Annotated in this window: 14 protein-coding genes; 2 read left to right on the top strand and 12 right to left on the bottom strand. The window is 55.6% G+C overall.

The window, feature by feature from the left end; translation table 11 throughout:
- Positions 1-75: 75 nt before the first annotated feature.
- The 10 genes from SFX18_18970 to SFX18_18925 form a co-directional block, all read right to left on the bottom strand.
- Complete coding sequence (locus SFX18_18970; protein ID MDX1965235.1) at positions 76-366, bottom strand: EutN/CcmL family microcompartment protein; 291 nt, start codon at positions 364-366, stop codon at positions 76-78.
- A 194-nt stretch (positions 367-560) separates the two neighbouring features.
- On the bottom strand, positions 561-1235 hold the full coding sequence (locus tag SFX18_18965) for a hypothetical protein (GenBank protein ID MDX1965234.1): 675 nt from the start codon (positions 1233-1235) through the stop codon (positions 561-563).
- Positions 1236-1257: 22 nt separating this feature from the next.
- Positions 1258-1533 carry a EutN/CcmL family microcompartment protein gene (locus tag SFX18_18960; GenBank protein MDX1965233.1) on the bottom strand — a complete coding sequence of 92 codons (276 nt, stop codon included), beginning with the start codon at positions 1531-1533 and terminating at the stop codon, positions 1258-1260.
- Between the two features lie 94 nt (positions 1534-1627).
- Positions 1628-3085 (bottom strand): aldehyde dehydrogenase family protein, encoded by a 1458-nt coding sequence (locus SFX18_18955; GenBank protein ID MDX1965232.1) that lies wholly within the window; start codon positions 3083-3085, stop codon positions 1628-1630.
- Positions 3086-3199: 114 nt separating this feature from the next.
- Positions 3200-3514 (bottom strand): EutN/CcmL family microcompartment protein, encoded by a 315-nt coding sequence (locus SFX18_18950; GenBank protein ID MDX1965231.1) that lies wholly within the window; start codon positions 3512-3514, stop codon positions 3200-3202.
- Between the two features lie 4 nt (positions 3515-3518).
- On the bottom strand, positions 3519-4721 hold the full coding sequence (locus tag SFX18_18945; GenBank protein ID MDX1965230.1) for an acetate/propionate family kinase: 1203 nt from the start codon (positions 4719-4721) through the stop codon (positions 3519-3521).
- Between the two features lie 34 nt (positions 4722-4755).
- Positions 4756-5025 carry a BMC domain-containing protein gene (locus SFX18_18940; GenBank protein MDX1965229.1) on the bottom strand — a complete coding sequence of 90 codons (270 nt, stop codon included), beginning with the start codon at positions 5023-5025 and terminating at the stop codon, positions 4756-4758.
- A gap of 134 nt (positions 5026-5159) precedes the next feature.
- Positions 5160-5465, bottom strand: a complete 306-nt coding sequence (locus tag SFX18_18935; GenBank protein ID MDX1965228.1) for a BMC domain-containing protein — start codon at positions 5463-5465, stop codon at positions 5160-5162.
- 112 nt (positions 5466-5577) lie between these two features.
- Entirely contained in the window at positions 5578-6291 is a 714-nt protein-coding gene (pduL, locus tag SFX18_18930; GenBank protein ID MDX1965227.1) for a phosphate propanoyltransferase, read from the bottom strand.
- A 56-nt stretch (positions 6292-6347) separates the two neighbouring features.
- Positions 6348-7259 carry a DeoR/GlpR family DNA-binding transcription regulator gene (locus SFX18_18925; protein MDX1965226.1) on the bottom strand — a complete coding sequence of 304 codons (912 nt, stop codon included), beginning with the start codon at positions 7257-7259 and terminating at the stop codon, positions 6348-6350.
- A 266-nt stretch (positions 7260-7525) separates the two neighbouring features.
- Between SFX18_18925 and purN the strand changes: the two genes are divergently transcribed.
- Positions 7526-8152: a phosphoribosylglycinamide formyltransferase gene (purN, locus tag SFX18_18920; protein MDX1965225.1), complete on the top strand. Its 627-nt coding sequence runs from the start codon at positions 7526-7528 to the stop codon at positions 8150-8152.
- 20 nt (positions 8153-8172) lie between these two features.
- Here purN and SFX18_18915 read toward each other — a convergent pair whose 3' ends face one another.
- Positions 8173-8796: a GNAT family N-acetyltransferase gene (locus SFX18_18915; GenBank protein ID MDX1965224.1), complete on the bottom strand. Its 624-nt coding sequence runs from the start codon at positions 8794-8796 to the stop codon at positions 8173-8175.
- 285 nt (positions 8797-9081) lie between these two features.
- Between SFX18_18915 and SFX18_18910 the strand changes: the two genes are divergently transcribed.
- On the top strand, positions 9082-10062 hold the full coding sequence (locus tag SFX18_18910; GenBank protein MDX1965223.1) for a hypothetical protein: 981 nt from the start codon (positions 9082-9084) through the stop codon (positions 10060-10062).
- Between the two features lie 94 nt (positions 10063-10156).
- Here the strand turns inward: SFX18_18910 and SFX18_18905 are convergent, their stop codons facing one another.
- The gene (locus SFX18_18905) at positions 10157-11617 is read right to left on the bottom strand and encodes a DUF1501 domain-containing protein (GenBank protein ID MDX1965222.1); all 1461 of its coding nucleotides are present in this window, start codon (positions 11615-11617) and stop codon (positions 10157-10159) included.
- Position 11618: the final 1 nt, after the last annotated feature.

Genomic DNA, 11618 nt, shown 5'->3' with positions numbered 1-11618 from the left:
TCGCCGCCGACAAGTAATCAGGAAGGTGGGTTGTGAAAAACTCTGTTTGTCTGGGTTAGCAAAATTTCCGGTCAATCAGGTCGCGGGATAAATTACAATTTGATCTAACAGCGCCGCGCAGTACGCATCGACGGGCTTAAAAACGGGCCGAAACGGCTGGGCCGCCTCTCCCCCTTCGCTAAAGGCGATCATACTCCCCTCCCCCGCCCCCAAATCGTCATACACGGTCAATTCCTCCGCCGGGGACATGTTATCCCCCGCTAAATTCGCCAGCGACTGCGGCACAACAAGTTTGTACCGCGCCCCGGTCATCGCCGGATGCTGGCGATTAAGCGTGACGGTGCCGATAACTTTGCCGATACGCATGGGGGGTGGTTGGAGTTTGGAGGAGTGGAGTTATGGAGTAATGGTTTTTGGTTTTTGGTTTTTGGTTTTTGGCAAAATGTACTCCTCACACTCCGTGTGAGGAAGGTGTTTGGAGGAATGAAGTTTGGTGTTATTCTGCATACTGCATTCTGTATTCATCATTCCGCATTTCACATTCATCATTCTGCATTTACCTAGCGCTCGACAAACGGACGCAGAATATTCCACAATCCAAACTGCGTTTGCCGCGCGTGGTCAATGATCAAACAGTTGACCTCCACCGTCCGTTGGGCGTCGTGTATTTCCCTTTGATCTCGACACCACACGGCCTGCACACTCTGGCGGCGATTAGCCCCGATTACCGCACTCCACGGTTCACCGGTCAGCACCACCCCCCTGAAACCATGCCCCGCCACTTGTTCCGCCACCTCCGCCACCATGGTCGACTGACCCGTGCGGGCAATTTGCTGCACGGTGGACCCGCTGTCGCGCAACTTTCGCAGCACCGCCGCGCTAGCCGTGGTTGGCCGGACATCCGCCCAAACGATGGTGCTTGGTTTGGGCACGGCGATGCGACGCTGGTTTGCGGTTGGCTCGTTTTTATTGTTTAACTTCGCTGGTTCCTTGATCAGCAAAATCTCTTTTTCCCGCAGCCAATCGCGCGCGGCGGGCGTGACAATGGCCCCGGTTGCCACCCGCAGGGTGACGGCTTTACCGGCAAATACCGCCACATCCGCCAGCCCAATGACCTTGGCCGTGAGTTGTACTTCCCCGGTCATACCGCCCGACGCCACTCCGGACGTGTCGACGCGCAGCCGTCGCAGCACTTCGGCGACAATCGCATCGATTTGACTCTCGGTTGGATTCATGCACGGCACAATATGTTGTTCTTTAATTTTCGCCGCTTGCTTGATCGGCGATCCCCGTGACACTCCACCGGACGGGAGTGGTGTCGGATTTCATCAAGGCTCGGGTCCCCGCCCCGTCGCTGGTAATAATCACTCGTTCCCCGCGCCCCGCTCCCAAATGGTCCACCGCCAAGAGTACATCTCCATCCGGTGTCTGGCCATCCTTCATAAAAGGTTGGACCAGCAATAGCTTCCACCCATGCATCGAAGGATGCTTGAGGGTGGCTGTCGCGTGTCCGATAACCGTGGCCAGTTGCATGGGGGAGTGGTGGAATGGAGTTTGGAGTAGTGGAGTCTGGAGTTGGAAGGAATGATCACCTGGTCTGTCATTCTTAATTCTTAATTTTTAATTCTTAATTTGATTTCCCTCCCAGAATCCGCAGATCATCAATCAATGAGCAGCGGCGTTCGCGGGTAAACGTCAGCGGCGTGGTCACTCCTTCACCGGTGGGCGTCGCGATGGAAAAACTTAAGTAGCCCTCTCCCCCAAGGCCCAAGGCGGCCATGCAGGGGCCATTTTTGACAAAGAGCGTGGTATCCAGCGCGCGGCCCATTTTGGTCATGTTGCGCACATTATTACTGTGAATGATGGCCGTATGGCGAAATCCGTGCTCATAATGCTTGGCCAGGGCGATGCATTCATCCACATCGCGGCAGCGGACAAATGGGATAAAGGGCATCATTTGTTCAACCGGCACAAAGGGGTTGGCCACGGTCGTTTCGCCAAAGAGCAGTTCGGTTTGGGGCGGGACTGTTTTGCCAATCGCCCGCGCTAGGACGGCGGCATCTTGGCCGATGAATTCCTTGGCCGCCACGTCATGCTTGTGGCTCCCCTCCCCCGTGCTGGTGATCGCTTGGGCGGTCAGCTTTTCGATTTCCACGCTATTCAGGCGGATGGCTCCCGCCCGTTCCATGGCGACCAGCAATTGATCCATGACACTCGCCACGACGAAAACTTCTTTTTCGGCGATGCAGAGCAGGTTGTTGTCATAGGCGCCCCCCTGGATGATCGCGCGGGCGGCCCGGTCCAGATCGGCTGTTTCGTCCACGACCACCGGGGGATTTCCCGGCCCGGCCACGATGGCCCGCTTGCTCGATTGCATGGCCGCCCGCGCGACCGCGGGCCCGCCGGTCACGCAGATTAGCTTGACATCGCGATGGGCAAAGAGCGCGCTGGCGGTCTCTAGCGTCGGTTCGGCCAGGACGCAAATCAGATTATCGATTCCCAAATCGGCATAGATGGCCTGATTAAAGCGCCGCACCCCTTCGACCGCGACTTTTTTGCCGCTGGGATGCGGATTGACCACCAGCGTGTTTCCTCCCGCCAACATGCTAACGGCGTTGCCGGTAATGGTGGGTAGAGAGTGCGTCACCGGCGTGATACAGCCAATCACGCCAAAGGGAGCGTGCTCTATCACGGCCAAACCGTGATCGCCGCTAAAGACTTCGCTCCGCAAAAACTCCACCCCCGGCGTCCGCTCGCCCAGCGTTTTGAGCTTTTCGATCTTATGGGCCAGGCGGCCAATTTTGGTTTCTTGCATTTCCAGCGTCCCCAGTTCCACGCACTGGTCGATGGAAATCCGCCGGATATGATCAATGATCCGCTTGCGGTCGGCCAGGGTGCGTTCGCTGAGTCGCTCAAAAGCCTCGGTCGCGGCCGTGGTCGCCTCGTCCACGGACTGAAAGATGCCAAAACGACCCGTATACCCCCGACCCGCCGTGGCGTGCGCGCCATTCGCCAGCGGCGAACCCTTTAGCTCCGCCAATACCTGCTGGACAACGCTGCGAATGAGTGTTTCGGTGGCTTGCATGGGTGGGTGGTAGTGTGGAGTGGATGGTGGGGGGTGGATAGTGAGGAGTGGATAGTGGGAAGGAGATCTCAAATCACAAATCTCAAATATGAAATCTCAAATCGCGATCTTCGCTCAACTATCTTCCCGTCGAAAAACCGTTTGATTATCGACTTGCACTTGATCAACAATCCCAATGATGACCGTGTCGATGGGCAGATTTTTGGTCTCGGGCGTCAGCCGCGCGCTCGACCCCTGGGTAATCAGGACAAACTCTCCCTCACCCGCCCCCACCGTATCGATGGCGATAAACGTGCGGCCCGTCGTTTTCAGGCTGCCGCGGGTGTCGGGATCGATGCGGTACGGCTCGACCACCAGCAACTTGCGGCCGGTCATCGACTCAACCTTGTGCGTGGAAACCACGGATCCGGTAACTTTAGCGACAAACATGGTTCTAATCCGCTGTAGTGGATTGTTCAGTCAGCAGGGCGTACGCCTGCCGCGCGACAACCAGTTCTTCATTCGTTGGCATGATCCAAATCTGTGTGCGCGAGCTGGACGTGCTAACGCAAACTTCACCCGTGGCGGCGTTATTGGCCGCCGCATCCAACTCGATGCCTAGCTCTGACAAATTCGCGCACACGCCCGCGCGGATCGCCGCGCTGTTTTCACCGATGCCCCCGGTAAACACAATCGCATCCGCCCCCCCCAGTTCCACCAAATACGCCCCCAGGTACTGGCGAATAGCGGTAACAAACGCGTCCAGCGCCAATTGCGCCCGCGCGTTCCCCGCCGCGGCGGCACTTTCTAGGTCGCGCACGTCACCGCTCACCCCGCTCAGTCCCAACAGTCCGCTCCGCTCGGCCAGATCATCCAAGACCTGCTCCAGCGTTTTTCCCGATGCCGCCATTACCACTGGCAAGGCAAACGGATCAAAATCACCCGTGCGGTTATTGTGCGGCAGCCCGGTCTGCGGACTCATTCCCATACTGGTCGCCACGCTATGGCCAGCCCGGATCGCACAAAGCGAGTTGGACCCACCCAAGTGGCACGAAATCACCCGCAAATCCGTCCTGCCCAGCAATTTCGCCACCCGCCCCGCAATATAGCGGTGACTAGCGCCATGAAATCCCCAACGTCGCACGTGATAGTCGGTGGCCCAAGCATGGGGGACCTGGTACAACCGCAATCGATCGGGAATTGTCTGGTGAAAGCCAGTCTCAAACGCCGCCACCAGGGGTAATCCCGGCAGTTTCTCGCTCAGTAGCCGCATGGCCGCAATGTAGGGAGGGTTATGTGCGGGGGCGACGGGATTCATCTGTTCCATCGCCGCCAGTACTCCGGGATTGACCCGCTGCACACCGCTATACTTTCCGCCATGCACGGCCTTAAAGCCAATCGCCGCGACTTGGTCGGCGGACTGTAAACATCCACCGTCGGGATCCGTCAATTGCTCTAAACAGGCCTTGACCGCCACCGCATGATCGGGAACCACCGCCGTCAGCTCGCGCTTTTGGCCGTTGATCTCCACAAAGCAGCGGCTGCTGGCGCTGCCGATCCGCTCCACCCCCCCCCGGGCCAATTGCCGTTCGTCCGCCATGTCAAACAGGCGATACTTAAAGCTGGTCGAGCCCAGGTTTGCCACCAGGATTTTCATGGTAAGGCTTCCTCCGTGAGTGGTTTAACCGAACTTAGCTAAAGTAAGCCGCGGCTAGGCCTTCGGCCGGACGGGGAATAATATGGCTCCCCACTAGATCTCCCACCTGCGAGGCGGCCGCAGCCCCCGCTTCCACCGCCGCTCGCACGCTGCCGACATCGCCGGTCACCACGGTCGTGACATACGCGCCGCCGATGGAAACACGTTTCACAATTTGCACGTTGGCCGCCTTGGCCATCGCATCGGTCGCTTCCACCAAGGCCACCAGGCCTTTGGTTTCAATCAGTCCAATCGCTGTATTCATGGGTCACATTCCTAGGAAAAAATGAGGCAAATTCAAGTCAAAAGTTAGCATGCATCTCAAAAGCATGACGGTTTTACGCCATTTTCGCGCATGCCGGTGAATGTTTTCAGCCGTATTGCTGATTTACAGCAAAACTACTCGACGCCACCACTGCGGGCCACTTTCACGGGGAGCACCACTTCCAGGTCTTCATGGGGGCGGGGAATCACCTGCACACTAACGACATCGCCAATCCGACCGGCGGCGGTTGCTCCCGCGTCGGTGGCGGCCTTGACCGCGGCGACATCCCCCGTCACAAACGCCGTCACCAACCCGCTGCCAACCTTGTCCCAACCCAGGAACTTGACGTTGGCCGCCTTCATCATGGCATCGCTCGCTTCCACCAGGGCGATAAACCCTTTGGTCTCGATCATGCCGATCGCTTCCATCACCATTGCCATAGCACTCTCCCAAAAGTAAAAAAGTGACAACAATCCCACACATTCGGTCTGCTTGGCCGCGTCAAACTATCACGTTGCGCGGCGATCAGTTCAAGGTTTATTCTTGGTTGAATTAATTTCGGCGAAATAGCTCCACTTTGGTCGCGTGATCCAGATCGACCGCGTTTCCTTCGTCGGTATCAATGTGCACCTCTAGCTTGCTGGTCTGGTCGGCGCGAACCAACAGATCCTCCAGCACCGCCGAGCAACTGCCGGATGTGATCCGCAAATGCATGCGATCTCCGTTTTTTACGCCGTAGTACGCGGCGTGTTGCAGATTCATATGCACATGCCGTTCAGCGCGGATGACGCCTTCATGCAGTTCCACCACCCCGGCGGGACCGACCAGGATGCAGCCTGGGGTGCCGGTAATTTTGCCGCTGGCCCGCACAGGAATTTCAATCCCCAGGGAGATCGCGTCGGTAAAGGCCAGCTCGACCTGGCTGGCGGGACGGGTCGGTCCCAATACCCGCACCGTGGGAAGCATCTTGCGCTTATTCGGGCCGACCAGCATGACGGTTTGCTCCGCGGCAAAAAAGCCATCCTGATATAGCATTTTATGCGGGGTCAATTTTGCCCCGCGGCCAAACAAAATCTCCACATGTTCATCTGTTAAATGGCAATGCCGGGCGGAAATGCTGACGACCAAATTCGGCTGCCCGGAACTTGCGGATTGCAAATGAATTGCGGCGTTATGTTGCTGATTTGAGGCCTTCGCCCCCGTCTGGCCGCGCACCACATCACGAACGATGCGTTCCACCCAAGTACGGTCGATGGCAGGTTGGATCGTGGTTGTGGACATGGAAAAGTAGCTATAGGTTGATCAAAGTAATTGCCAATTTGCTATTCCGACAAAGTTGTCGCGTTACCACCCGGTATGCTTGATGTGTTTTGCGATAGAGTAAGGCCCGCCGAGCCGCCAGTTTCCTGGTGGGCGGAGTTACCCTCCGCGGTCTGATTTTTGCCCGCACTGGCCGCCAGACTAACCCGCACCTGCGCGGCGGCCAATTTTTCCCGCCACTTGGGGGACAATTCGGCATCGACCACCAAATGATCCGCATCCGCCAACGGCCCCAGTAACTGCAAACTGCGGCGGCCAAACTTGCTGCTATCCGCGACAATAATCACCTGGTCCGCGGCCCGCATCATCGTCCGTTCGGTTTCCACCAACAGGACATTGCTGTTATAAAATCCCCGGTCATGGACCGCGGCGACGCTCATGATTGTTTTACTGACATTCAACTGGCCGAGCATTTCATTGGTATATGGCCCCATCGCCACGCCGGAACGGTGATCGATGTACCCCCCCAAAAAAATCAGTTCCGTGCTGGCGCTGGCGGTAAATAAATTTGCCACGGGCAAGGAGTTGGTCACAATCTGCAAATTCCGCCCAACTAATAATCGCGCCACCTCGTACGTGGTGGTCCCCCCGTCCAAGAGGACGGAGTCCCCCTCCTGCACCAGTTCCACCGCCCGCCGGGCGATTGCCTGCTTTTGGTCCCAATTGGCGGGTTGGCTTTCAATAAAGTGGGGCAGCAATGGCGCCTGGCCGGTATAAAAGACTCCCCCATGCGTCCGCCGCATCGTGCCGAACTCTTCCAAATAATCCAGATCGCGGCGGATGGTCGATTCCGACACCGCCAATGCCTCCACTAGCGCCGGCAACGAGGCAAATCCCCGCTGGCGGACCAGTTCGATCAATCGATTTCGGCGCTCCTCGGCTAGCACACAACCTCCCCCGGCTAACTCTAACAATTAATGAGATTATTCCTTCATTTTTGGTAGATTGCAAGCATTTTGTATTAGATTTTGATTATTTTCAATCACTATCTTGGTGCAATTGCTCCATATCCGCAGATCCTTCTGATCGTTCCTGCTCTATTTTTCTCGCATTTTTCACTTTTTTCCTTCTTTTGCCCGGTTTCCCTTTCGTCTCCCTAAGCAGTTTTGTGGTTATTTACTTTTGACGCTAGCCAGGGGGGTGCATTAGCGGCATAATGCCAGCTTTTCAGGGCTTTACCATGCGTATCACTGTCTTAATCTCGGGTGGGGGGACCACGCTTCGGAATTTGCTGGATCACCAGCAAGCCCTTCCGTCGGGCAGTCAAATCATTCAAGTCATATCCAGCAACTCTCAATCTCCCGGCCTAGCCCTGGCTCGTGGGGCAGGGATTGCCGCGATCTCCCTCAATCCGCGGGATTATCATCATTCCGATCCCACCGCTGGATTAGCCGCATTTAGCCAGGAAATCTTTAAGCATTGCCGAAAAGAGCAGTCGGATTTGATAGTTTGTGCTGGATTTTTAAAGAAACTGATCATTCCTGATGACTTTTGGCTGAAATCTATCAATATTCACCCTTCGCTTCTTCCCGCTTTTGGGGGGGCGGGGATGTACGGCCTGCGGGTGCATGCGGCGGCCTTGGCCGCGGGGGTCAAACTAAGCGGGTGTACGGTCCATTTCGTGGATAATCAATACGATCAGGGGCCGATTATCGCTCAGAGCGCTGTCCCGGTACTGGCGGGAGATACGCCAGTTTCGCTAGCGGCGCGGGTGTTTGCCGCTGAATGCGAGCTTTACCCGCGGGTCATTCGCTGGCTAGCGGAAGGGCGGGTGAGGCTGCGCGATAATCGCGTGGAAGTGATCTGAGCGCAGGCGCTCATGGAGTTCTATCCGGCACCGCTGGTTGATGCCACAGGGCTATAACCCAGCCGTGTATAGAGCCGGACGGCGGCGGACCAGCCAGCATGGGTTTCCAAGTGGATCGTCCTGCCGCCGGAATCCCAAACAGCCTGTTCCAGCACGTGGATGAGCCATTCGCCCAGCCCCCGGCGGCGATAACCGGGATGGACCATCAGCCAATGGATGACGGAAAGCGGCAAAACGGCATCACCCCCGCCGGGGGCAGAACGCGCATCCGGTATCATACCGCCGCCGGATATAGACTGCCCCGGTAGCGGATCATGGGTGGTTGCCCCGCGCTCAGCCAGGCAGACCGCCCCGACCAGGACCGGCGCGCCGCCCCCCGGGGTAAAATCCTCAACTAGCCACATTCGCGTGGGCGACCACCAGGGCTTGGCCAAAAACTCGCGTTCAAAGTCCCGTTCGGTCCATTGGGCCAGTCCGGGACGCTCCTTCGCAAAGGCGAGTGTGCGCAGACGCAGCCAAGGAAGGATGTCGGCTGAGTCGCGGTAGTGGCGCGGGGTAAATCCAGCAGAGTGTTCTCGCGATATTGCGAAAGCATCTTCCGGTGGCGAGTTTAAAATTTTTTCGAGGTGCAAGATTGGGGGCATACAGCAAGTATAACAAAAGAACGTGGTTAAAGCTGGTTAGAGGCATGGTATTGTCCAAATCAACTAGATCGAATTGAGTACTCGACCTATCGCCGATTGAAAGAGTTGCTGTAAAATCCAACATATGCCACAAGTAAATGGATATCCACAATTCCACATGTTACGCCTTAGGGGCGCACGACAAATAACTTCCCGGTGAAAACACGCCAAATATCGTGCTAGCAGGCATTCGGAGTATAATAATCCGGGTCCTTATTTTTCGAGCGATCCTTAACATGAACCGTCATGAAGCCACTTTATAAATTACCTCGTTTTCGGTTACTGAGCTTACTACTGGCTTTCGTCGTCGTTGCCGTAGGTTTATGGCTAGGAAAAATCATTTATGATATTCCAAATGAGTATGTGTTTAAGGAATTCGACTGTGGGCAGGGCCGCCGTATTACAATCTACGGAGAGCGATTTCCCGACTTTATCGAATCTTTTTGTTATGAAGTTACTGTTAATGATCAGGTGGTGATCCCCCTATGTTCGATTGGCGCACGTGGAATTGGCCCTTATGAACAAGACTTTGAGTTGATTACGGCGGAGCAGGGGAATTTGATGGCGATCATTGATACCAAACAACCTTATGAATTCTGCATAATCCACGACTTCAGCTCGGGAGATAGCTGGCCGCATGCTGATGGTCGCTATTCTGGAGCCACACCGCATAAAATAAATTTTGGCACTGAGATTTTATTAAGAAAGCGCATCGAGGCTGAGCATCCCCGGCTTGCACGCCGCAATAAATTATTGGATGAGAAATATTTCATCTCCCATGACACTCACTATATTGCTGATGTTGAATTAGTAGATACTGATCTCACGCTTATTAACGAAAACTCAAAAATCGATTACTTGGATCTAACTGGCAACCAGATTACAGATGACGGGCTAATCAACTTTAGGAAGTTACTAAAACTTAAAGGTTTAAACTTGACGGAGAATCCAATCAATGGGACAGGTTTTTCGTATTTAACTCAACAGCCATTAGATAGCCTCAGACTCCGCGATACTCTCGTTAACGACACCGGACTGGCCGTAATTGCTCGTTTAACAACATTGCGCGACTTAGACCTTTCCGGCACGCAAATCACAGACACGGGGTTGGCCCAATTGTCAAATTTGCAATCATTAAGATTTCTTTACTTGGAAAATACCAATACCTCCGCGGCTGCCGTGGCACAACTAAGAAGCAAATTGCCAAATACCCATATTAAACATTAGACCACCGAGCGAGGCTTGCTCCTGAGCGATAAATAAGACAAAAAAACCGCCGCTATGAGCGGCGAATTTTGTTAATCCCTACGACTCAAAAACCCTACGCGATCATCTTTTTCATGACTTCCCCCTGCACGCCGGTCAAGCGGAAGTCCAACCCCTGAAAGCGCACCGTCAGTTTTTCGTGGTCAAAGCCCAAGAGGTGTAGTAACGTCGCGTGCAGGTCATTCACGTGCAGGCGGTCCTCGACGGCGTTAAAGCCAAATTCGTCGCTCGCGCCGATGGTGTGCCCCTTTTTTACGCCGCCCCCCGCAAACCACATGGTAAAGGCGTTGGGATGATGGTCGCGGCCGTCGGCCCCCCCTTGGTTCATCGGCGTGCGGCCAAATTCCCCTCCCCAAATCACCAGCGTGTCATCCAGTAGTCCCCGCTGTTTCAGGTCGGCCACCAGGGCGGCGCTCGCTTTATCGGTGTTGCCGCACTGTTCCTTAAGCCCCCCCACCAACCCACCGTGGTGGTCCCAGGCCTCATGAAAGACCTGCACAAAGCGCACGCCCCGTTCTAGCAGTCGCCGCGCCAACAGGCACGAATTTGCATACGACATTTTGCCCGGCTCCGCGCCGTACATTTCGAGCGTTTCCTTGGATTCTTGATTGAGGTCCATGATCTCGGGCGCGATTCCCTGCATGCGGTAGGCCAATTCATACGAATTGATCCGCGTGGCGATTTCAGGGTCACCCTGTTTAGCCAGGTGTTCCTCGTTGAGTAGCTTTATCGCATCCAGCGTCTCGCGCTGGGTCTGCTGATCAATCCCCGCCGGATTGGACAGAAACAAAACTGGGTCCCCTACCCCGCGGAACGGCACCCCCTGGTACACGGTGGGCAAAAAGCCGCAGCCATAATTGCTGGCCCCGCCGCTGGTCCCTTTTTGACCGGTGGAAAAGACCACAAACCCCGGCAAATCCTGGTTTTCCGTCCCTAACCCATACGTCACCCACGATCCCATGCTGGGCCGCCCAAATTGCATGGAACCGGTGTTCATCATGATCTGGGCGGGAGCATGGTTAAAGGCGTCCGTGGCCAGCGATTTGACAATGCACAGTTCGTCGGCGATTTTAGCCGTATGGGGCAACAGCTCCGACAGTTCGGCCCCCGACTGGCCATACTTGGCAAATTTGAATTTTGGTCCGAGGAGCGAGCTATTGGGCGTAATAAAGGCCGCGCGGTAGCCTTTAAGTAGTTCCGCAGGGGGCAATTTGCCATCCCATTTGGCCAGTTCAGGCTTGTTATCGAACAGTTCAAGATGGCTCGGCGCTCCCGCCTGAAAAAGGTAGACCACGCGCTTGGCCTTGGGGGGGAAATGCGGCTGCTTGGGGGCCATTGGTCCCGTCTTTGCGTCATTACCACCAGCCGCAATGGCCCCGTTAGGACCATTGCCGAGTGTGTTTCCCAACATTGACGCCAGACCCAGCGCGCCCAGCTTAACCCCGCAATCGCGCAAGAACCAGCGACGGGTGAGGTATTTTTGAATTTCGGCTTGGAGTTCGGTGGCAAGGTTCATA

Source organism: Pirellulales bacterium (assembly GCA_033762255.1).
Classification (GTDB): domain Bacteria; phylum Planctomycetota; class Planctomycetia; order Pirellulales; family JALHPA01; genus JANRLT01.
This window is presented reverse-complemented; position numbering and strand designations above follow the sequence as displayed.